The sequence below is a fragment of the Serratia proteamaculans genome (assembly GCF_004684015.1).
Lineage (GTDB): Bacteria > Pseudomonadota > Gammaproteobacteria > Enterobacterales > Enterobacteriaceae > Serratia > Serratia proteamaculans_F.
On record NZ_SRIA01000021.1, the window covers coordinates 521,044 to 544,199 of the forward strand.

Below are 23,156 nucleotides of genomic sequence, written 5' to 3' on the forward strand. Positions count from 1 at the left end.
GGCTTAACTCACTGCTGCATAAACATAATGACGTTTTCCTGCCACATACGCGGCAGCGTTTTGGCGCTTTGCTCCCAGGCCGCCGGATCGGCGATTGGGTGAGCATTTTTATACTGTTCGGCCGGCAGCAGCTTGGCTTTGACATCGTCCGGCAGCGTCAGATGTTCGGCACGGATAGGACGGGCATAGCCACGCGCCAGGTTGATCTGGCCGGCATCGGAGAAGATGTATTCACGCGCCAGCTTGGCGGCGTTCGGGTGTTTGGCGTATTTGTTGATGATGGTGGTGTAGCCGGAGGTGATTGAACCGTCCGACGGGATCAGCACTTCAAAGCGGGTTTTGTCGATCTGGTCGCGGTAGTTAAGGCCGTTAAAGTCCCAAACTACGCCGACCTGTACTTCGCCTTTTTCCAGTGAGGCGATCACCGGGTTACTCAGGCTCAAACGTCCGGCTTTCGCCAGCTTGCCGAAGAATTCCAGGCCCGGCTTCAGGTTCTTCTCACTGCCGCCCATGGCGTAAGTTGCCGCTAATACGCCGCTGGCCGCCTGCGAGGCGGTACCCACGTCACCGATGGTGACCTGATATTTGCCCTTAAGCAGATCCGCCCAACTGTGCGGGATCTCTTTCACCTGTTGCTTGTTGATGATGAAAGCAATGGTGCCGGTATAGGCCAGCGCCCAATGGCCGTCTTTGTCTTTCGCCCAGTCAGGCACCTGATCCCAGGTGGATGGCTTGTACGGCTGGGTCACCCCTTTTTGTACCGCGATCGGGCCGAATGCTGCGCCCACATCACCGATATCCGCCGTAGCGTTGCTCTTTTCGGCATCGAACTTGGCGATTTCCTGCGCCGAGCTCATGTCGGTATCGACATGCTTGAGGCCGTACTTGCTCAAGAGATCCTGCCAGGTGTCTTTCCAGTTGGCCCAGCTGTCCGGCATGCCGACGCTGTTGACTTCCCCTTCCTTCTTGGCAGCCTGTGCCAGCGCCGCCAGATCGGAATCGGCAGCCCAGCTCGCTTGGCTGGACAGGATAATGGCACTGGTTAACACAGAAGCGCACAAACGTTTCATAACTGATGCTCCGGGTGGTAGTGTGGAAGTGGCTGGACTAGTCCAGCAAGAACCAAGCCAATCTAACGGACGAATGTGATAATTATATGTCAGCCTAAAAAAGCAGCATTTTTATTACATTCGGCGCATTACCGCTCTGCCGTTGGTCTACCTTAACTGGAGCGAGAAGCACTGAAATGGGGCAACTGTGCATGAATGATGTACCGACTACGGTAGCGGCGATCTGCCGTACGCTGGCCGCCCGTATCGCCGAGGGGGAGTTTAATACCGACGGCAAGCTGCCTTCCGAACGTGCCCTGAGCGAACAGTTTTCCACCACCCGCATTACGCTGCAGGAGGCGCTCGGCCAGTTGGAGGCGCAGGGGGTTATTTACCGTCAGGTCAGGCGCGGCTGGTTTATCTCGCCGCCACGGCTGGTGTACAACCCGTTACAGCGCAGCCATTTCCACGCCATGGCGCAGCAGCAAGGGCGTGACGCCCATACCGAAGTGATCGACACCGCCACGGTGCCGCTGTACGGCAGCCTGTGCCAACGGCTGGAGTTGCCCCCCGGCAGTGAGGTCTATCGTATTCGCCGGCTGCGCTATATCGACGGCCGTGCCGTGCTGTACTGCGAGCACTACCTCAACCCCGCCTACTTTGCCGGTATCCTGGCCGAAGACTTAACCCAGTCGCTGACCGGACTGTACGCCGAACGCTACGGCATTCGTTATGGCCGGGTGCGTTTCGATATGCTGCCTACCCTGCTGCCGCAGGAAGCGGCCACCATGCTGAAAGTGACCTATGGCAGCCCGTCGCTGTTTATTACCCGGGTTAACCGCGATCAGCACGATCGGGTGATTGATTGTGATTTGGAGTATTGGCGTTACGACGCGCTGCACATTGACGTGGAGGCGATGGCGAATGACGAGGGGTAAGAAAGTGGGCCAACATGTTGGCCCCTGCAAAAGAAATTAGCCGGTAGGGGCGCCGCATGCTGCGCCCATCAGCCATTTAGTCGGCGTCGTAGCCGAGATTAGGCGCCAGCCAGCGTTCAACCTCGCTGACGCTCATGCCTTTACGCGCCGCATAGTCTTCCACCTGATCGCGTTGGAGCTGTGCCACCGCAAAATACTTGCTCTGCGGATGGCTGAAGTACCAGCCGGACACCGCCGCCCCTGGCCACATGGCGAAGGATTCGGTCAGCTCCATGCCGGTATTGCGGTTAACGTCCAGCAGACGCCAGATTTCCGCTTTCTCGGTGTGCTCCGGGCAGGCCGGATAGCCCGGTGCCGGACGAATGCCCTGATAATTTTCACGGATCAGTTCTTCGTTGCTCAGGTTCTCTTCGGCCGCGAAGCCCCAGTGCAGCTTGCGCACCTGTTCGTGCAAGTACTCGGCGAAAGCCTCCGCCAGGCGATCCGACAGCGCTTTCACCATGATTTTATTGTAATCATCGTGCTGCGCATCATAGGCCGCCGCCAGTTCATCCTCTTCCAGACCGCCGGTCACCGCGAAAGCGCCGAAGTAGTCGGCCTTGCCGCTGCTTTTCGGCGCGACAAAGTCCGCCAGACAGTAGTTCGGGAAGTCGGTTTTTTCCGTCTGCTGGCGCAGGTGGCGGCTGACCACCAGCACTTCGTCACGGTTTTCGTCGCGGTACACCTCCACATCGTCGCCGACGCGGTTGGCCGGGAACAGGCCGTAGACGCCGCGCGGGTTGAGGCTGCCGTTGGCGGCCAGCATGTCCAGCATCTGGTTGGCGTCGGCAAACAGCCTTTTGGCCTCTTCACCCACCACTTCATCTTCCAGAATACGCGGGTATTTACCCGCCAGCGACCAGGTCATAAAGAATGGCGTCCAGTCGATGTAATGACGCAGCGTCTCGATGCCGGCTTCGACCGGATAAACGCCCAACTGCTTCGGCACCGGCGGCTGGTAATTTTCCCAATCCAGCACCATGGCGTTATCGCGCGCTTTTTGCAGATCGACCGGCGGAGTACGCGGCTTTTTACGCGCGTGCTGGATACGCACGGTTTCATATTCTTTACGGGTACGCGCCACAAAATCATCGCGCTGGGTGGCGGAAAGCAGTGCTGACACTACCCCCACAGTGCGCGAGGCATTTTGCACGTAGGTGGTTGAGCCACTGTAATTTTGCTCAATCTTCACGGCGGTATGGGCCTTGGAGGTGGTGGCCCCGCCGATCAGCAACGGCAGGGTAAAGCCCTGGCGCTCCATCTCTTTCGCCACATTGACCATCTCGTCCAGCGACGGGGTAATCAGCCCCGACAGGCCGATGATATCGACGTTTTGTTCACGCGCGGTTTTCAGGATTTTCTCCGTCGGCACCATTACGCCCAAATCGACAATTTCATAGTTGTTGCATTGCAGCACCACGCCAACGATGTTTTTGCCGATGTCGTGCACGTCGCCTTTCACCGTCGCCAGCAGGATTTTCCCCGCCGTCGTGCCTTTCTCTTTGCTGGCCTCGATGTACGGCTCCAGATAGGCCACCGCCTGCTTCATCACACGGGCAGATTTCACCACCTGCGGCAGGAACATCTTGCCTTCGCCGAACAGGTCACCAACCACGTTCATGCCTGCCATCAGCGGCCCTTCGATCACTTCGATCGGGCGATCCGCCCGCTGGCGAGCCTCTTCGGTATCCAGTTCGATAAACTCGGTAATACCTTTGACCAGTGAATATTCCAGCCGTTTTTCGACCGGCCAGCCGCGCCATTCCGCCTGCTGCACCGCCACTTCGTTATCTTTGCTGCCACGGTATTTTTCCGCCAGCTCCAGCAGGCGCTCGGTACCATCGTCGCGACGGTTGAGGATCACATCCTCCACCGCATCGCGCAGTTCAGCGCTAAGATCGTCGTAGATCGCCAGTTGCCCGGCGTTAACGATACCCATGTCCATACCGTTGCGGATCGCGTGATACAGGAACACCGCGTGGATCGCCTCACGCACCGGATCGTTACCGCGGAATGAGAACGACACGTTGGACACCCCACCGGAGATCATCGCATGCGGCAGGTGGGTTTTGATGTCTGCACAGGCTTCGATAAAGTCGACGGCATAGTTGTTATGCTCATCAATACCGGTGGCGACGGCAAAAATATTCGGGTCGAAAATAATGTCTTCCGGCGGGAAGCCGACACGCTCGGTCAGGATTTTATAGGCGCGGCGACAAATCTCGAACTTGCGCTCGCGGGTATCTGCCTGGCCCACCTCGTCAAATGCCATCACCACTACCGCCGCACCGTAGCGGCGCACCAGTTTGGCGTGGTGAATAAAGGCCTCTTCACCCTCTTTCATTGAGATCGAGTTAACAATGCCTTTGCCCTGAATACACTTCAGGCCTTTCTCGATCACCGACCATTTGGAGGAGTCGATCATGATCGGCACGCGGGCAATATCCGGTTCACCGGCGATCAGGTTGAGAAAACGCACCATCGCCGCTTCGGCGTCGAGCATCCCCTCATCCATGTTGATATCGATAATCTGTGCGCCGCTTTCCACCTGCTGGCGGGCAACGGCCAGGGCTTCGCTGTATTTCTCTTCTTTGATCAGCCGCTTAAAGCGGGCAGAACCGGTGACGTTGGTGCGCTCACCCACGTTGACGAACAGCGTTTTGGCGTCGATATTCAACGGTTCAAGGCCGGCCAGGCGGCAGGCTACCGGGATCTCCGGCAACTGGCGCGGTGGCACGCCCGCCACCGCCTTGACCATCGCGGCAATGTGTTCCGGCGTGGTACCGCAGCAGCCACCAATAATATTCAGGAAGCCGGCCTGCGCCCACTCGCCGACCTGTTTCGCCATCTCTTGCGCGTCCAGATCGTATTCGCCGAAGGCGTTGGGCAAACCGGCGTTAGGGTGGGCAGTAACGTAGCTCTCCGAGATGCGTGACAGCTCAGAAACGTATTGGCGCAGTTCGTCCGGGCCCAGCGCACAGTTCAGGCCAAAGCTCAGCGGTTTGACGTGACGCATCGAGTTATAGAAGGCTTCGGTGGTCTGGCCCGACAGGGTACGCCCGGAGGCATCGGTGATGGTGCCGGAAATCATGATTGGCAGCGCCACGCCCAAGGCTTCAAATTCGGTTTCTACCGCAAAGGCGGCGGCTTTGGCATTCAGGGTATCGAAGATGGTTTCGATCATGATCAGATCGACGCCGCCTTCCACCAGTGCGCGCGTTGATTCGCGGTAGGCTTCCACCAGCTCATCGAAAGAAACATTACGGAACGCCGGGTCGTTGACGTTCGGTGAAATAGAGGCGGTACGGTTGGTCGGCCCCAATACCCCGGCCACGTAGCGCGGCTGCTCGGGGGTGCGTGCGGTCCATTCATCGGCGCAGGCTCGTGCCAGACAGGCGGCCTGATAGTTAATCTCGGCGGACAGCGACTCCATATGGTAGTCGGCCATGGCGATGGACGTGGAGTTGAAGGTATTGGTTTCGAGAATGTCGGCCCCCGCTTCCAGGTAGCCGTAGTGAATGGCGGTGATCACTTCCGGTTTGGTTAGCACCAGCAGGTCGTTATTGCCTTTCAGATCGCTCTGCCAGTCGGCAAAACGCTCGCCACGAAAGTCGCTCTCTTCCAGACGATAGCTCTGGATCATGGTGCCCATGCCGCCGTCCAACACTAAAATTCGCTGCGCTAACTGCCGGCGCAGTTGTTCTACTCGATTTGTCACTGTAACCCCTTCAATTACCGATCCAGCCCATCGCTCAACTGCTGCAAAAACCAACGAGCCATCCTAGCACAGGTTGTGCTGGCAAAGGGGTGAGTGCTAATTGAGAGTTTTTCAGGTTGCCGGGTAACAGATCCGATGAGCTGATAGACGGCTTGCAATTCACACGTAAAAAACGAAAATGAATTCCATCATACGGAAAAAGGAATGTGAATTATGGTCACCCCTGCTCCTGCCAAACGTGGCAAAAAGCCCCGTGCTGCATCCCCGACCGCCAGTGCGGCGACCGGCCAGGTACAGTCGCTGACCCGTGGTCTGAAATTATTGGAATACATTGCCGAAGCCCAGGGTAATGTCGCGCTAACCGATCTGGCCCAACAGGCCGGCTTGCCGAACTCCACCACTCACCGCTTGCTCACCACCATGCAACAGCAAGGGTTCGTGCGGCAGGTGGGCGATCTGGGCCTATGGACCATTGGCTCGCACGCCTTTGTGGTCGGCAGCAGCTTTTTGCAGAGCCGTAATCTGCTGGCGATGGTGCACCCCACGCTGCGTCGCCTGATGGAAGAGTCCGGCGAGACGGTTAATCTGGCGGTGCTGGATACCAGCGAGTATCAGGCGATTATTATCGATCAGGTACAGTGCACCGCGTTGATGCGCATGTCGGCACCGATCGGCGGCAAACTGCCGATGCACGCTTCCGGCGCGGGGAAAGCCTTTCTTTCCACCCTGCCGGATGAACAGGTCACCAAACTGCTGCATAAAAAGGGCATGCAAACTTATACCCAACATACCCTGACGCCGCACAATCTGAAGGAAGGGCTGGCGCAAATTCGCAAGCAGGGCTTTTCGTTTGACGATGAAGAGCATGCGCTCGGCCTGCGCTGCGTGGCGGCCTGCATCTTCGACGAGCACCGTGAGGCCTTCGCCGCCATCTCCATCTCCGGCCCGGTGTCTCGCATTACCGACAACCGCGTGACTGAGCTGGGCGCGTTGGTGATCCACGCGGCGAAAGAGATCAGTCTGGAATATGGCGGCGTGCGTTAAAACGCCATTCATGTCGCTGTGCTGGGGAAATTTATTAAGCCCTGGCCAGCGGGATGGGATATCACCAGGGAAATATCGCTCCACTGCTGGCACGGTAGGTTGACAATAAAATAATCCCCCTAATATCGGCATAATGCCGTCTCAGGAAACGAAGCACCACTTTCTCTCTTAGGCTTTGTATATAATTTATGCCAAAACGGCTTTACAGTTATTGATTAATAAAATCCACCGCACCAATATCAATACCCATTAATGGGTATAAGCTAACTGCGTGATTTTTCTTCCCAAATTATCCCCATTATTGTGGATATATATCCAAGGAATATAAAATGAAACACGCACAAAAAAGCCCCCATGGCGACTACACCGATTTTCTTACCGCCATCAGAACATTTGAATGTTCTATTGACCCACTGGAAGCCAATTATTACGACCAGCATTATGATGATGATCAGGCAGTTACCTATCAACAAGTTGAATATCCCGGACGTGTTGTCCGTGATGTGAATGGCACGCCATTGGTTAGCACCACCTCAATAAAAGGTTATTTCATTAAGCTGGGCGTTGATAAATTCTATACCCGTGGCTCCAGTGAACCCGCGATGTTTAGGACCATGCAATACGCCGTCATGAATTATCTTGGCTTTGTCGGTTACCAGTTCAGCGAGCACGATCTTTGGGATCTCGGTTATTATACTCATTATGATAGCGACGGTTTGCCAATGTATTATTCAGATGTGGACATCAGCAACTGGGCCCATGGTGTACGTGATAAGATAATGGCGTTTCCTGAGGGGAGGATCCACGTTACCGACGTTAATACCTGGCAAGGAACATTTACCGGTAAACATGGCATTAATTCTTTCGAAGATGTTATCAATCCAGACAAGCAGGAATTTATCGCCCTCGACCATTTCGATAATAAATACCAAAACATGGTGTTACAGTTAGCTACCCACGGGAAAAAACTGAGTGATTATCTGGGAAAAACGGTTCGCTGGAGCGAGTGTCAGCCAGTGTTAACCCCACCAGCCGGCCGCCCCAATGACGTAGAGATCACGTTATCGGGCTTACTGGCAGGGGCACACTTGCGCGGGGCAGAAGGCGTCGTCGCCCTTCTGATAAATCACGAAAATCATGCGGATGAAAATGGAACCGCTATCTTGCAATATGTTTATGACTTCGGTGGTTACAGCACGCCTTATGCGGTGACAGTTGCAGATTAAGATTTAGCGACGTCGACAGCGGCCCCCTCACTATATTTGTGATCCTGTTCAAGTAATAACCGCCTGCCCGTTGTCGTCGCCAATAAGCTCCCTTACCATCCTATTTATATTTTCAAAAAAATGAGGATATAGACGAGTCAATCAGGACCTGAGTGCATGACGATGGCCCCTCTGCCAAGTCAACGGGGACAGATTAAGAAAACATAAAAGTCCCCTCTGACTCTTGTAAATATTCAAATAAATGAAAATTAAACGCAAAGATGACAGCCAAGAATCAAGGAAATGAAGTCTTCTTTTACCGCCAGGTGTTTTTCACAACTCAATAGGGGAAGCTATGGATCCTTCACCGCAGTTTGATAGCAGGGGTTACACCTATGCACACGAACATCTGCATATCGACCTGTCGCCATTCAAGCAGGACATAGATTGCAGGCTGGATTGTTACGCCTTGCTGGTCGATGAAATGAAAACGCTGGTCAGTAAAGGCGTTCTCAATCTGGTTGAAGTCACTAATCGCTATATGGGACGCAACCCGCAATTCATGCTGGACCTGATGCAAGAAACCGGCATTAACATTCTGGCGTCAACCGGGTATTACCAACAGGATTTCTATCCGCCACATGTCGTACAACGTAGCGCACAGCAATTGGCGCAAGAAATGATTGAGGAAATAGAACAAGGCATTGACGGCACCGAGTTACGCGCAAGCGTTATTGCGGAAATTGGCAGCAGTGAAGGCACCATTACCCCAACGGAAGAAAAAGTGTTCCACGCCGCCGCCTTGGCACATTTGGCGACTGGTAAACCCATTTCGACCCATACCAGTTTTAGCACCATGGGATTGGAACAGTTGCAGCTATTAACCGGCTACGGGGTGGCCGCAGAGCATATTGTTATCGGCCATTGTGACCTCCGCGATCAGTGGGAAACATTGCTACGCATTCTGGATACCGGGGCGTTAATTCAATTCGATACTATCGGAAAAAATAACTATTATCCCGACGAGAAACGTATTGCCACCTTACTGGCGCTCTCTCAAAGAGGTTTATTAGGCCAGGTTATGCTCTCGATGGATATCACCCGTCGTTCACACCTGGCGGCCAATGGCGGGCCAGGATTTAACTATCTCATTGATACTTTTGTGCCGATGTTACTGCAGGCCGGGCTACACCAGCAGGATATTGACCTTATGTTGCGCCACAACCCCAACACTTTCTTCCAAGGATTAAAATAATGAAAAAGATCGGCATTGCAGGTTTACAACGCGAGCAAATAAAACAGGTTATTGAATCTACCGCCCCCGGTAAATTTGAGTGTTTTATCCAAAACGATATGGAGGCGGCAGGTAAAGTCAAAAGTGGCGAATTAGACTATTTTATTGGCGCCTGTAATACCGGCGCCGGGGCAGCCTTATCCATTGCCATCGCCATTATCGGTTATAACCGCTGCTGTACCATTGCCAAACCCGGAATACAGGCGAAAGAAGAACAAATCGTAAAATGGATTAGCGAAGGGAAAGTGGCTTTTGGCCTTTCGGTGGAACATGTCGAACATGCCGTCCCGCTTTTGATTGGTCACTTGAGTTAAGGAGCCATCCATGGAGCAATATCTGCATATTGTTATCGTTGCCTTGCTCACGGGCATGACTTCGCTGCTCTCTCACCGGTCGGTAGCCGTATTTCACGATGGCATTCGGCCCATTCTGCCGCAATTGGTTGAAGGGAACATGAATCGTCGTGAAGCCGGCAGCATTGCCTTTGGTTTGAGCATCGGTTTCGTGGCTTCCGTCGGGATTTCATTTACCCTATCAACCGGTCTGTTGAACAGTTGGTTGCTGTTTCTGCCTACCGACATTATCGGCGTTCTGGCATTTAACAGTTACCTGGCGTTCACTTTGGGTATGGTCTGGGGCGTGTTGGTGTTAACCAGCCTGGTGCCGATCAACACCCTGCTAACGGCCTTGCCGGTGGATATTCTCGGCTCACTGGGCGAACTTTCCAGCCCGGTGATTTCGGCCTTTGCCCTGTTCCCACTGGTGGCTATTTTCTATCAGTTTGGTTGGCGTCACAGCCTGTTGGCTGCTGTCGTAGTGCTGATGGCCCGCGTGATTGTAGTGCGTTTTTACCCTTTGCTGTTCCCGGAATCCATCGAGATCTTCGTCGGTATGGTCATGCTGCTGGGGATCGCCATCTTTCGCGATATCTCCCAGCGCAAACACCATGAGAACAACCACGGAACCTCGGTGTTCGAAGAAAGGACCTCACGGATCATCAAAAACCTGCCGCTGCTGGCCATTACCGGTGCGTTGATCTCAACGGTGGCCAGCCTGAAGCTGTTCGGTGGTTCAGAAGTTTCTATCTACACGCTGGCTAAAGCCTGGGCACCCGGAGTCTCGCCCGAGGAGTCCGCTGCGTTGGTGAATCAGGCGGCATTGGCTGAATTTATGCGCGGGTTGGGGTTTATTCCGCTTATCGCCACTACCGCGCTGGCCACCGGTGTTTATGCTGTTGCCGGTTTTACCTTTGTCTTTACCGTGGGTTATCTGGCTCCCTCGCCCTGGCTGGCCGCCATTTTAGGCGCATTGACCATCACGCTGGAAGTCCTGTTATTACGCTCTATCGGCCGCTGGTTAAGCAATTATCCTTCGGTGCGTAACGCATCCGACAGCATCCGCAACGCCATGAATATGCTGATGGAGTTCGCCCTGATGATTGGTGCCATTTTTGCCTCCATCAAGATGGCGGGTTATACCGGGTTCAGCATCACCGCCGCGCTTTATTTCCTTAACGAAGCGCTGGGACGACCAATATTGAAGATTGCCGCACCGGTTGTAGCAACAATAATATGTGGGATTCTACTGAATATTTTGTATTTCCTGGGGTTATTCGTAGTGACCTGACCTCACGCAGCCCAGCTGGGATGGGCAACATATAATGTCTACACAAGGAAAATATAATGAAAATAGGGAAGCAGAAAAATATTAAGTCTCTTCACACACTGGTGCTTATCTTGGGGTTTGCCGCATTTCTATCACCTGCCCAGGCAAAAGACGACACGGCACCCAATAGCGATCCGAATGAAACCTGGCGTACCGATTACAGCGATATCGGCTATCCTGACGTGGGATTTTCTCCCTATATAAAAGGCTGGATCAACGGCTACCTGACGCCGGCAGATTACCCTGACGGCGCAAAAATCCTGCCACCGCCGCCAAAAGAGCATTCAGCCGCGGCACAAAGCGACATAGAGACGTTCCATGAATTACGCAAATTGCGGGATACACCTCGCGGTCAATTGGCCATTGAGGATGCCAAGCTTTCATACAACCATATTGGCAGTGCCTTCTCACCGGCTTTAGGCATCACCATTTCGCGAAAAAATACGCCTCATTTACACCTGTTACTCAGCCGTGTCTTTACCGATGCGGGTTATGCTTCCAATGATGTCAAAAAGGCATTTAGCCGTATTCGCCCCTATTCGGCGTTACGCATTGATAGCTGTACGCCCAAGCAACATAACGCGTTAAGTAACGATGGGGGTTCTTATCCTTCCGGGCATGCCGTCACCGGAATGATGTGGGCAATGACATTAACGGCAATGGAACCGCAATTAGCGACACCGTTAATGGCAAAAGGTTATGAATTTGGCCGTAGCCGTCTTATTTGCGGGGTACATTGGGAAAGCGATGTTAACGCGGGTCGTTTCCTGGCTGCCGGTGCCTTTGCTCGCCTGCAGGCCAGCCCGGAATACCAGAAACAGTTCCGTGAGGCCAAACAGGAAGTTGACCGTCTGTTAGCGCAAAAGAAAGGCGCGCGCTAGCAATGAAGCTTGCACAATGGCGCTGCCGTTGTGCAAGCCATCCCTCACCTCTGTCGTTTCGATACCTCTGTTGTCAGCATGTAAAACGCTGTACTGATCCTGTTTCCCTCGTCCGATAAAAACTTGAAGCCGATCACAGTTAACGATCCTGCCTGCTAAAGCCCATTGCAACCGGTGAGACTTCCTTCGACAATGTTACCGATAACATGTTACCGGTAACAAATACATGCAGGGTAACGTCACTCGTCGTTTTGGAGCTAAGCCATGACCAATAATCAAAACCGTATTTACGTCATTATGGGCGTTTCCGGCAGCGGCAAGTCCGCTGTGGCCGCCGCAGCGGCCCGCCAACTGTCTGCCGGATTCCTCGACGGTGATTTTCTGCACCCACGCAGTAATATCCTGAAAATGGCAGCCGGTGAACCGCTGAACGATGAAGACCGTGCCCCATGGCTGGCCGCACTTAACGACGCCGCCTTCGCCATGCAACGCACCAATAATGTCTCGGTCATCGTCTGTTCGGCGCTGAAAAAACACTATCGCGATCGCTTACGTGCCGGTAACGGCAATCTGTCGTTCATCTACCTGCACGGTGACTTTCCGGTGATCGAAGCCCGCCTGGCAGCCCGCAACGGCCACTTCTTTAAACCGCAAATGCTGGTGACGCAATTTGCCGCCCTGGAACAACCGGGTGCAGATGAGAGCGACGTGATGTCCGTGGACATCAACCAGCCGCTGGAAGGCGTGATCGCCGATACGGTGAAGCATATCCAGAGCTTCCTGCCACAGGATGTGTGCGCGTGAATACTGTAACGCTGGTCGGTACCGCAGTCGGCTCGGTTCTCTTACTGCTGTTTCTGGTGATGAAGGCGCGTATGCATGCCTTCGTCGCATTAATGTTGGTGTCTATCGCTGCCGGGATCTTCTCCGGCATGCCACTGGACCGCATTGCCGACACCATGCAAAAAGGCATGGGCGATACGCTGGGTTTTCTGGCGATCGTCGTGGCGCTGGGCGCGATGTTCGGCAAGATACTGCATGAGGTCGGTGCGCTGGATCAAATCGCGGCACATTTGCTGAAACGTTTCGGCCAGAGTAAGGCCCATTACGCGCTCGGCATTGCCGGTTTGATCTGTGCCCTGCCGCTGTTCTTTGACGTAGCCGTGGTGCTGTTGATCGGCATCGTGTTTGCCGTGGCGCGCCGCACCGACGGCAACATCGTTAAGCTGGCCATTCCGCTGTTTGCCGGCGTCGCCGCCGCCGCTTCATTCTTGCTGCCGGGGCCAGTACCGATGCTGCTGGCATCACAAATGAAAGCCGACTTCGGCTGGATGATTGCCATCGGTTTGGTCGCCGCAGTGCTCGGCATGCTGATTGCAGGCCCGTTGTACGGCAGCTTTATCAGCCGTTATGTTAACTGGTCAATGCCGGCGGATGAAAACGAACCGACGCTGAACACCGCCAATCTGCCGTCATTTGGTCTTAGCATGGCGCTGGTACTCTGCCCATTGGTGCTGGTCGGCATGAAGACCATTGGTGCCCGCCTGGTCACGCCTGGCTCGCAATTACAACAATGGCTGGAGTTCATTGGCCACCCGTTTATCGCCATTTTGGTCGCCTGTTTGATCGTGATTTATGGTCTGGCAAAACCGCGTGGCATGACCAATGAGCAAACGCTGGCCATCTGCTCTGCGGCAGTGCAGCCCGCCGGGATCATTCTGCTGATGACCGGTGCCGGTGGCGTATTCAAACAAATTCTGGTGGATTCCGGCGTCGGCCCGGCATTGGGTGACGCCATGATTGGCACTGGTCTGCCGATTGCTGTCGCGGCCTTTGTGCTGTCCGCCATGGTACGAGTGATCCAGGGATCTGCCACCGTGGCCTGCCTGACTACCGTCGGCCTGGTGCTACCGGTGACCAGCCAACTGGGGCTTGGCGGCGGACAACTGGCCGCGCTGGCTATCTGTATTGCCGGTGGGTCTATCGTACTCAGTCACGTCAACGACGCCGGTTTCTGGCTGTTCGGCAAATTTACCGGTGCCAATGAGCTGCAAACGCTGAAAACCTGGACGGTGATGGAAACCATTCTGGGTAGCGTGGGCGGGATTATCGGCATGATTGCTTTCACCCTGTTTTAAAACACCATAACGACATAACAGCGCCCCCGGCCTTGCACATCAGGGCGGCAATTCACCACCGGGGGCACCGCCACAGGCGGCGTCTATAACAATAGCATGTGAGGAAGGTATGATTAATCCAACCCTATCCCGTGTCACACAACGCATCATCGACCGTTCCAAATCGAGCCGCGCCGCCTATCTGGCACGTATTGAAGCCGCGCGTTCACAAACCGTACATCGGGCTCAGTTGGCCTGCGGTAACCTGGCTCACGGCTTCGCCGCCTGCCAGCCGGATGACAAAACTGCGCTGAAAAATATGGTGCGCAGCGATATCGCCATCATTACCGCTTACAACGACATGTTGTCCGCCCACCAGCCCTATGAAAACTACCCGCAAAAGCTGAAACAGGCACTGCACGCGGTAGGGGCTGTCGGCCAGGTGGCCGGTGGCGTCCCGGCGATGTGCGACGGCGTGACTCAGGGACAGGACGGCATGGAGCTGTCACTGATGAGCCGCGATGTAATCGCTATGTCATCCGCCATCGGCCTGTCGCACAATATGTTCGACGGCGCGTTGTTCCTCGGCATCTGCGACAAAATCGTACCGGGACTGGTGATGTCCGCCCTGTCCTTTGGCCATTTGCCGTCGCTGTTTGTCCCCGCCGGCCCGATGAGCAGCGGTTTGCCAAACAAAGAGAAAGTCCGGGTGCGTCAACTGTATGCCGAAGGCAAGGCCGACCGTCTGGCACTGCTGGAAGCGGAAGCGGCCTCCTACCATGGCATCGGCACCTGCACTTTCTACGGCACCGCCAACACCAACCAAATGGTGATGGAAGTGATGGGCCTGCACCTGCCGGGGGCCTCCTTCGTTCACCCGGATACACCACTGCGCGATGCATTGACCGACGCGGCCGCACGTCAGGTCACTCGCCTGACCGAAACCGCCGGTAACTATCTGCCGATCGGCCAATTGGTGGATGAGAAAGTGGTGGTGAACGGTATCGTGGCGCTGTTGGCCACCGGTGGCTCCACCAATCTGACCATGCACATGGTGGCAATGGCGCGCGCCGCCGGCATCATTATCAACTGGGATGACTTCTCCGAGCTGTCGGACGCGGTGCCATTGTTATGCCGCATCTACCCAAACGGCCCGGCGGATATCAACCAATTCCAGGCCTCGGGCGGCGTAGCCCTGGTGGTACGCGAACTATTGAAACACGGCCTGCTGCACGAAGACGTGCATACCGTGGCCGGTTTTGGCCTGACGCGCTACACCCAGGAACCCTGGCTGGATAACGGCCAACTGGCCTGGCGTGAGGGCACGGAAACTTCACTCGACGCCAAGGTTATCGCCAGCGTGGCCAAGCCTTTCGAGCACCACGGCGGGACCAAGGTGCTGGCCGGCAACCTTGGCCGGGCGGTGATGAAAACCTCGGCGGTCCCCGCCGAAAACCAGATTATCGAAGCGCCAGCGGTCGTCTTTGAAAGCCAGCATGACATCGTTCCGGCGTTTGAAGCCGGCAAGCTGGATCGTGATTGCGTAGTGGTGGTGCGCTTCCAGGGGCCACAGGCCAATGGCATGCCAGAACTGCACAAACTGATGCCGCCGCTGGGCGTCTTGATGGACCGTGGCTTTAAAGTGGCCCTGGTGACCGATGGCCGCCTTTCCGGTGCTTCCGGCAAGGTTCCGTCCGCCATTCACGTGACCCCGGAAGCCTACACCGGCGGCATGCTGGCCAAGGTGCAAAACGGCGACCTGATCCGCGTGAATGGCCGCACTGGCGAGTTGGCACTGTTGGTCGATGCTGACCTGCTGGCCCAGCGCGCACCTTATCAACCCGACCTGAGCGCAGAACATATCGGCTGTGGCCGTGAACTGTTCGGCGCCTTGCGCAGCCAGCTTTCCGGTGCCGAACAGGGCGCCTGCTGCATTAAATTTTAACCGATAGCATGGCCGTGCAGCCCGACGGCAGCGGCCATAACTGGAGAAAACCATTAATGAACAATTGGAAGACAAGCGCAGAGCAGATCCTGATGGCCGGACCTGTGGTCCCGGTGATCGTTATCAACAAACTGGAACATGCGGTGCCGCTGGCGAAAGCCCTGGTCGCCGGTGGCGTGCGGGTATTGGAAGTGACACTGCGCACCCCCTGCGCGATGGACGCGATCCGTGCTATTGCCAAAGAAGTGCCGGACGCGATTATCGGTGCCGGTACCGTCATTAATCCACAGCAACTGCAGGAAGTGACCGACGCCGGCGCCCAGTTCGCCATCAGCCCAGGCCTGACCGCCGATCTTCTGAAAGCGGCCACTGCCGGTTCGATTCCGTTAATTCCCGGTATTTGTACCGTATCGGAACTGATGCTGGGCATGGATCACGGCCTGCGCGAGTTTAAATTCTTCCCGGCGGAAGCCAACGGTGGCGTGAAAGCGCTACAGGCCATCAGCGGCCCGTTCCCACAGGTGCGCTTCTGCCCAACCGGCGGCATCTCACCGAACAACTACCGTGACTATCTGGCACTGAAAAGCGTGCTGTGCATCGGCGGCTCCTGGCTGGTACCGGCAGAGGCACTGGAAAGCGGTGACTACGCCCGCATCACCGAATTGGCACGCGCCGCCGTTGCGGGTGCAAAAGCGTAATCTTGTCGGGCGCGGTAATCAACCGCGCCCTTATGCAGTCGCCGATGTCGCGGGCAGCGCCGCACCACTACGCTGGCTGAAACGCCGTTTTTTACGGTAAGCAAACACGTCTTCCACATGCCCATCGCGGATGCGCTGTTGCAACCCGCGCCAGTAATCGGCCTCGAACAGGTCGCGATGCATCTCTTCGAATACCTGCCGGATGCGCCGGTCGCCACACAGGAAATGCCTGAACTCCTCAGGGAAAACATCATTGGGCGACACGCTGTACCAGGGTTCGCTGGCCAGTTCATCTTCCGGATAGCGCGGTGGCGGTATATCGCGGAAGTTGACCTCGGTCATGTAGCAAATCTCATCGTAGTCGTAGAACACCACCCGCCCGTGTCGGGTCACGCCAAAGTTCTTGAACAACATATCGCCGGGGAAAATATTGGCGGCGGCCAGTTGCTTGATGGCGTTACCGTATTCTTCTATCGCATCCCGCATCTGCTGCTCATTGGCCTGCTCCAGATACAGATTCAGCGGCGTCATGCGTCGCTCCATATACAGATGCTTGATGGCGATGCGATCGCCCAGATCTTCCAGTTTGTCCGGCACCTCGCGCTGCAATTCCGCCAGTAATTCCGGACTGATTCGCGCCTTGTCGACGACGAAGTTTTCGTACTCCTGGGTATCCGCCATGCGCCCCACGCGATCGTGCTCTTTCACCAGTTGGTAACAGGCCATCACCTGCGCCTGCGTGACCTCTTTTTGTGGCGCAAACTCATCCTTGATCACCTTGAATACCCGATCGAAAGACGGCAGGGTAAACACCAGCATCACCATGCCCTTCACCCCCGGCGCGATGATGAACTGCTCCTGCGAGCCACTCATAAACGTCAGGTATTCACGGTAACATTCTGTTTTTCCGTGCTTCTGGCAACCAATCGCCATATACAGCTCGGCGGTGGTTTTACCCGGCAGTATTTCACGCAGCCACTCGACCATTGCCGCCGGCAGAGGCGCGTAAACCATAAAGTAGGATCGGGCGAAGCCGAATACGATGCTGGCCTCGGCCTTGCTGGTCAGGCAGGTATCAATAAACAGTGCGCCGGAATCACTGTGGTGGATCGGCAGCAAGAAAGGATAAACCGCGTCTGCCACACGCAATTTGCCCACCAACCAGGCCGCTTTATTTCGGTAAAACAATTCGTTGGCAATTTGGAAAGTCGCACCGGCCAATTGCTGCATACTGAAACTCTGCTGCAACGCCTGGGTAATGTAACCCATATCGCGCGATAAATTTTCCCACGGCAATCGCAGAGGCAAGTCGGTCAGCAGGTTGTACAGCATTGCCGAGACGTCACCGTTGGCGGTGAAATCGCGTGATAGTGGACGTGGGATATCGCGAAACCGACCTTCTGGTTGGGAGCTGAAAACGAACAGCTTTTCAGGTGTCAGATCGCGATGCCTGAACAAGCGGCAGTAGACGGAATTGAAGAAGCTTTCGGCGATCTCAAAGCGTGGATACTCCGGCAGCAGTTCGGTATACACCGCCTTCACCCGGCAGGGAAAGTCCGCATCAAAATACTTTTGCCCGGTGATGCACTTCAGTTGCTCCACCACCAGGCCGACGTGATGATCATACAGGTGAATACGCTTTTTCATCGCCTGCTGCACCGCCGGCCAGTCCGCCCGTTCAAAACGTTGCTGCGCACCGGCAGTCACCTCCAGGAAGCGGCCGTACTGTGCATCAAAGCCCTGCAGGATCGTCTGCGCGATCAACAGCTCCAGTTTTGCTGCCATCCTTACCTCCCGCCAGAAAACAGAGCCTGCATAAGCAGGCTCCAGGTTACAACTTGTCAGCGTTGCCGCCTCAGAACTGCTGTTCTTCCGTCGAACCGGTCAGCGCGGTAACCGATGAAGCACCGCCCTGAATAATGGTGGTCACCTTGTCGAAGTAACCGGTGCCCACTTCCTGCTGGTGTGAGGCAAAAGTGTAACCACGAGCCACGGCGTCGAACTCTGGTTGCTGCACTTTTTCGACGTAGTGCTTCATGCCCTCTCCCTGCGCATAGGCATGCGCCAGGTCAAACATGTTGAACCACATACTGTGGATACCCGCCAGCGTGATGAACTGGTACTTGTAACCCATCGCCGACAGCTCTTCCTGGAAGCGAGCAATCGTCTGGTCGTCCAGGTTCTTTTTCCAGTTGAATGACGGCGAGCAGTTGTATGCCAGCAGTTTGCCCGGGAATTTGGCATGGATTGCATCGGCAAAGCGCTTGGCTGCCTGCAGATCCGGCGTGGAGGTTTCGCACCACACCAGGTCAGCGTAAGGGCAATAGGCCAGGCCACGGCTGATCGCCTGCTCAACACCGGCATGGGTGCGGAAGAAACCTTCAGCAGTGCGCTCACCGGACACAAATTCGCGATCGTACGGGTCACAGTCAGAAGTCAGCAAATCGGCAGCATCAGCATCAGTACGCGCAATAACCAGCGTCGGCACGCCGAGCACATCGGCCGCCAGACGCGCAGCAACCAATTTCTGGATCGCTTCCTGGGTTGGCACCAGCACTTTGCCGCCCATATGGCCACACTTTTTCACCGCCGCCAGTTGGTCTTCGAAGTGCACCCCGGCCGCGCCGGCTTCAATCATCGCCTTCATCAGTTCGAAAGCATTCAGCACGCCGCCAAAGCCGGCTTCGGCATCGGCGACGATCGGCAGGAAGTAGTCGGTGTAACCTTTACTGCCGGGTTCAATTTTGTTGGCCCACTGGATCTGATCGGCGCGGCGGAAGGTGTTGTTGATACGCTCAACCACACCCGGTACAGAGTCAACCGGGTACAGCGACTGGTCCGGGTACATTGCAGACGCGGTGTTGGCATCCGCCGCCACCTGCCAACCAGACAGGTAAATTGCCTCGATACCGGCCTTGGCCTGCTGCAGCGCCTGGCCGCCGGTCAGCGCCCCCAGACTGTTGACGTAGCCTTTGCGTGATTTACCGTGCAGCAATTCCCAAAGTTTGGCGGCACCGTTCTGTGCCAGGGTGCAAGCCGGGTTAACCGAACCGCGCAGGTTAATGACGTCTTCCGCGCTGTACGGGCGGGTGATGCCTTCCCAGCGAGCCGATTTCCATTCCTGTTCCAGTTGTTGGATCTGTTGAGCACGAGAGGTAGACATAATTTTTATCCTTTTCAATAATGTAGGGTTAATGGTCAGGAACGGATTCAGGCCAGCAGCTCATAGCCCGGTAAAGTCAGGAAATCGATTAATTCGTCTTGCGTAGTGATACGTTCCATCAGGCGCGCAGCTTCTTCGAAGCGGCCGGCGTTAAAACGCGCCTCACCCAACTCTTCACGTACTACCAACATTTCTTCTTTCAGCATCTGACGGAACAGCGCCTTGGTGACCAATTGGCCATCGCTCAGGCTCTTTTCATGGTGGATCCACTGCCAGATAGAGGTACGGGAAATTTCCGCCGTCGCCGCATCTTCCATCAGGCCGTAAATCGGCACGCAGCCATTGCCGGAGATCCAGGCTTCGATGTACTGCACCGCCACGCGGATATTGGCGCGCATGCCGGCTTCGGTACGCTCACCGTCACAAGGTTCCAGCAACTGCGCAGCGCTGATTGGCGCGTCATTTTCACGCAGCACTTCCAGTTGGTTGCTGCGCTCGCCAAGCACCCGGCTGAAGACTTCCATTACGGTATCCGCCAACCCTGGATGGGCTACCCAGGTACCATCGTGACCGTTATTGGCTTCCAGCTCTTTATCCGCCCGCACCTTGTTCAGCACCCAGGCATTTTTCTCGGCGTCTTTGCTCGGGATAAACGCCGCCATACCGCCCATGGCAAAGGCACCGCGCTTGTGGCAGGTCTTGATCAGCAAGCGGGAATAGGCGCTAAGGAATGACTTGTCCATGGTGACCGACTGACGATCCGGCAATACCCGGTCGGCATGATTTTTCAGCGTCTTGATGTAGCTAAAGATGTAATCCCAGCGGCCGCAGTTCAGACCGACGATGTGATCGCGCAGGTGGTACAGGATCTCGTCCATCTGAAATACCGCCGGTAGCGTCTCGATCAGCACCGTGGCTTTGATGGTGCCGCGTGGCAGGGAGAAACGATCTTCGGCAAAGCTGAAGACTTCGCTCCACCAGGCCGCTTCCTGCCAGGACTGGGTTTTTGGCAGGTAGAAATAAGGGCCGCTGCCATTGGCCAGCAGTTGACGATAGTTGTGGAAGAAATACAGCGCAAAATCAAACAGGCCACCGGGTATCGCTTCCCCCTGCCATTGCACGTGTTTTTCCGGCAAATGCAGGCCGCGTACGCGAGCAATCAATACCGCCGGGTTCGGCTTCAACTGATAAATCTTGCCGGCTTCATTGGTGTAAGAAATGGTGCCGTTCACCGCGTCATGCAGGTTGATTTGGCCGTCGATGACTTTATCCCAGCTCGGCGCCAGTGAGTCTTCGAAATCAGCCATAAACACCTTCACATTGGCGTTCAGGGCGTTGATGACCATCTTGCGTTCAACCGGGCCGGTGATCTCCACCCGGCGGTCGCGCAGATCCTCTGGTATGCCGCGGATCGACCACTCACCCTCACGAATGGAAGCAGTTTCCGAAATGAAGTCTGGAAGATCGCCTTGATCGATTTTCTGCTGCCAGCAGGCACGCGCAGCCAACAGTTTGTTGCGCTGTGGAGTAAATTTACTCACCAGTTCCGCCAGGAATTCGACCGCGTCATCCGTCAACACCTGCCGCTCAGCAGCGCTAAAACCCTGCGTAAACGTTAATTCCGTGCCTACTATCTGTTGCGTCATTGTCTTGCTCCTTCCTATCGTTGCGCACCGCCGTTGCCATTAAGCCGGCGCATCTTCATCAGAAATCAGTGTGGATCAGGGCGTATAAAACGATCCTTAACTGGTCAGATCTCTTCTCTCTGGATCTAAGAATACTCAACTAAAAATAAAAATCAAAAACCATTTCCATTTTAAATGAAAATATTTTATTAACACTTAATTATCAATTAGTTAAATTAAGTAACAACAAAAACCGATGAGGAAACCGGTTCCAGAAAAATCAAAAGGAAGTGATAAGGTATTGTTGTTGAATGATATTTTTGAAGAAAGCGGGGGTTTTGCAGAAGAAATCATAACGTGGCGGCCTCGATTCAGCCGCCAGCCAGGAAGAAAGTGTTACTCGAGGGTCGGGTTCATATGGCGCAGATCGTACGGTGTAATCTGGTAAACATAGTAGTTGAGCCAGTTGGCAAACAGCAGATGGCCATGGCTGCGCCAGGAGGCTTTGGGGGTGAGTTCGGGATTATCATCGGGGAAGTAATTCAGCGGTACCACAGGATTGAGACCAGCATCGTTATCACGACAATACTCGCCAGCCAGCGTTAGCGCATCATACTCCGGGTGGCCGGTCACAAACGCCAGTCGCTTGTCCTTACTGGCGAACAAATAGGCTCCGGTTTGCTCTGATTCGGCCAGGATGTCCAGATCCGTATACTGGCGGATAATCTCCGTAGGGAAGTCCGCATAGCGTGAGTGAGGCGCCAGGAAGGTCTCATCAAAACCGCGAGTCAGCAAAGCATGCTGCTGCAGTGTTTGGTGCTGATAAACCCCCGACAGTTTCACTTCACGCGTCATCTTCGGGATACCGTACAGAATGTTTAAGGCAGCCTGCACCGCCCAACAGACAAACAGTGTGGAGGTAACGTGGTTCTTGGCCCAGTCGATAACCCGTTCTATCTGTGGCCAATAGGCGACATCGCAGAAATCAACCAGCCCCAAAGGAGCACCAGTGACAATCAGGCCGTCAAAGTTCTCATCCTGGATATCTTCAAAATCACAGTAAAAGTTGTTCAGATGTTCTGCCGGCGTGTTCTTCGACTCACGGCTGTCGATACGCAGCAGTTGGATGTCAATTTGCAGCGAAGAGTTGGAAAGCAGACGTAAAAATTGGTTTTCCGTCTCGATCTTCTTTGGCATCAGGTTAAGGATCAGCACTTTCAATGGCCTGATTTCCTGTGTTTTTGCCCGAGAGGATGTCATCACAAAGACATTCTCATTGCGCAAAAAGCTGACTGCAGGTAACTCATCAGGAACACGAATCGGCATTGCTTGACCCTCACACATCCATTTAAACGTTTAGACTTCTAGATGCCCGAAGATAGCGTCTTTTTAGCATAATGTCGAGCGTTCAACCGGAAGGTGAAAATGTTTCATTGCCTTGGCATAGGCAGGATCTGTACGTTTCAGGAAGGCACAAAGCAAAAAGCCCCATGCTTTCGCATGAGGCTTCGTACTTTGTTTGATGCTTGGCAGTGTCCTACTCTCGCATGGGGAGACCCCACACTACCATCGGCGCTACGGCGTTTCACTTCTGAGTTCGGCATGGGGTCAGGTGGGACCACCGCGCTATTGCCGCCAAGCAAATTCTTTTAATTCTTTTCGCCGAACTTCTAAACCCACTTTTAATAAAGTGGTGCTGATACCCAGAGTCGAACTGGGGACCTCACCCTTACCAAGGGTGCGCTCTACCAACTGAGCCATATCAGCACACTAAT

General features: G+C 54.9%; 17 protein-coding genes, 1 tRNA gene and 1 rRNA gene. 11 read left to right on the forward strand and 8 right to left on the reverse strand.

From position 1 onward, the window contains the following. Window positions 1-8: 8 nt before the first annotated feature. On the reverse strand, window positions 9-1,070 hold the full coding sequence (locus E5C26_RS22585) for an ABC transporter substrate-binding protein (RefSeq protein ID WP_135318273.1): 1,062 nt from the start codon (window positions 1,068-1,070) through the stop codon (window positions 9-11). A gap of 191 nt (window positions 1,071-1,261) precedes the next feature. Here E5C26_RS22585 and E5C26_RS22590 point away from each other — a divergent pair, with 191 nt between their 5' ends. Next, the gene (locus tag E5C26_RS22590; RefSeq protein WP_135318274.1) at window positions 1,262-1,987 is read left to right on the forward strand and encodes a UTRA domain-containing protein; all 726 of its coding nucleotides are present in this window, start codon (window positions 1,262-1,264) and stop codon (window positions 1,985-1,987) included. 76 nt (window positions 1,988-2,063) lie between these two features. Here the strand turns inward: E5C26_RS22590 and metH are convergent, their stop codons facing one another. After that, window positions 2,064-5,759 (reverse strand): methionine synthase, encoded by a 3,696-nt coding sequence (gene metH, locus E5C26_RS22595; RefSeq protein WP_409513918.1) that lies wholly within the window; start codon window positions 5,757-5,759, stop codon window positions 2,064-2,066. A gap of 198 nt (window positions 5,760-5,957) precedes the next feature. Here metH and iclR point away from each other — a divergent pair, with 198 nt between their 5' ends. The 10 genes from iclR (at window position 5,958) to E5C26_RS22645 (ending at window position 16,593) form a co-directional block, all read left to right on the forward strand. Further along, complete coding sequence (iclR, locus tag E5C26_RS22600; RefSeq protein WP_012147185.1) at window positions 5,958-6,788, forward strand: glyoxylate bypass operon transcriptional repressor IclR; 831 nt, start codon at window positions 5,958-5,960, stop codon at window positions 6,786-6,788. A 329-nt stretch (window positions 6,789-7,117) separates the two neighbouring features. Beyond that, window positions 7,118-8,014, forward strand: coding sequence for a hypothetical protein (locus E5C26_RS22605; RefSeq protein WP_135318276.1), 897 nt, complete (start codon window positions 7,118-7,120; stop codon window positions 8,012-8,014). A 334-nt stretch (window positions 8,015-8,348) separates the two neighbouring features. Then, complete coding sequence (locus E5C26_RS22610) at window positions 8,349-9,248, forward strand: phosphotriesterase-related protein (RefSeq protein ID WP_135318277.1); 900 nt, start codon at window positions 8,349-8,351, stop codon at window positions 9,246-9,248. Beyond that, a complete protein-coding gene (locus E5C26_RS22615) occupies window positions 9,248-9,601 on the forward strand; it encodes a DUF2620 domain-containing protein (RefSeq protein ID WP_135318278.1) in 354 nt (117 codons plus the stop codon). Before E5C26_RS22610 ends, E5C26_RS22615 begins: the two co-directional genes overlap by 1 nt. Before the next feature lie 10 nt (window positions 9,602-9,611). Then, the gene (locus tag E5C26_RS22620; protein ID WP_135318279.1) at window positions 9,612-10,913 is read left to right on the forward strand and encodes a YhfT family protein; all 1,302 of its coding nucleotides are present in this window, start codon (window positions 9,612-9,614) and stop codon (window positions 10,911-10,913) included. A gap of 56 nt (window positions 10,914-10,969) precedes the next feature. Continuing rightward, the gene (locus tag E5C26_RS22625) at window positions 10,970-11,833 is read left to right on the forward strand and encodes an acid phosphatase (RefSeq protein ID WP_240776140.1); all 864 of its coding nucleotides are present in this window, start codon (window positions 10,970-10,972) and stop codon (window positions 11,831-11,833) included. 264 nt (window positions 11,834-12,097) lie between these two features. After that, the gene (gene gntK / locus E5C26_RS22630; protein ID WP_135318280.1) at window positions 12,098-12,637 is read left to right on the forward strand and encodes a gluconokinase; all 540 of its coding nucleotides are present in this window, start codon (window positions 12,098-12,100) and stop codon (window positions 12,635-12,637) included. Next, window positions 12,634-13,971, forward strand: a complete 1,338-nt coding sequence (gene gntU, locus E5C26_RS22635; RefSeq protein WP_135318281.1) for a gluconate transporter — start codon at window positions 12,634-12,636, stop codon at window positions 13,969-13,971. Before gntK ends, gntU begins: the two co-directional genes overlap by 4 nt. A gap of 109 nt (window positions 13,972-14,080) precedes the next feature. After that, the gene (gene edd / locus E5C26_RS22640; RefSeq protein WP_135318282.1) at window positions 14,081-15,895 is read left to right on the forward strand and encodes a phosphogluconate dehydratase; all 1,815 of its coding nucleotides are present in this window, start codon (window positions 14,081-14,083) and stop codon (window positions 15,893-15,895) included. Between the two features lie 56 nt (window positions 15,896-15,951). Next, window positions 15,952-16,593, forward strand: a complete 642-nt coding sequence (locus E5C26_RS22645) for a bifunctional 4-hydroxy-2-oxoglutarate aldolase/2-dehydro-3-deoxy-phosphogluconate aldolase (protein ID WP_135318283.1) — start codon at window positions 15,952-15,954, stop codon at window positions 16,591-16,593. Between the two features lie 30 nt (window positions 16,594-16,623). On the opposite strand, the gene aceK is transcribed toward E5C26_RS22645, so the two are convergent. The 6 genes from aceK to E5C26_RS22675 all read right to left on the reverse strand — a co-directional run bounded on the left by aceK (window position 16,624) and on the right by E5C26_RS22675 (window position 23,148). Next, on the reverse strand, window positions 16,624-18,378 hold the full coding sequence (aceK, locus tag E5C26_RS22650; RefSeq protein ID WP_135318284.1) for a bifunctional isocitrate dehydrogenase kinase/phosphatase: 1,755 nt from the start codon (window positions 18,376-18,378) through the stop codon (window positions 16,624-16,626). Window positions 18,379-18,448: 70 nt separating this feature from the next. Further along, window positions 18,449-19,756, reverse strand: a complete 1,308-nt coding sequence (gene aceA, locus E5C26_RS22655) for an isocitrate lyase (protein ID WP_135318285.1) — start codon at window positions 19,754-19,756, stop codon at window positions 18,449-18,451. A gap of 47 nt (window positions 19,757-19,803) precedes the next feature. Beyond that, window positions 19,804-21,402, reverse strand: a complete 1,599-nt coding sequence (gene aceB, locus E5C26_RS22660; protein ID WP_135318286.1) for a malate synthase A — start codon at window positions 21,400-21,402, stop codon at window positions 19,804-19,806. A 375-nt stretch (window positions 21,403-21,777) separates the two neighbouring features. Beyond that, window positions 21,778-22,707 carry a homoserine O-acetyltransferase MetA gene (gene metA / locus E5C26_RS22665; RefSeq protein ID WP_135318287.1) on the reverse strand — a complete coding sequence of 310 codons (930 nt, stop codon included), beginning with the start codon at window positions 22,705-22,707 and terminating at the stop codon, window positions 21,778-21,780. A 198-nt stretch (window positions 22,708-22,905) separates the two neighbouring features. Next, window positions 22,906-23,021, reverse strand: a 5S ribosomal RNA gene (gene rrf, locus E5C26_RS22670). 51 nt (window positions 23,022-23,072) lie between these two features. Continuing rightward, window positions 23,073-23,148 (reverse strand) — tRNA-Thr (locus E5C26_RS22675). Window positions 23,149-23,156: the final 8 nt, after the last annotated feature.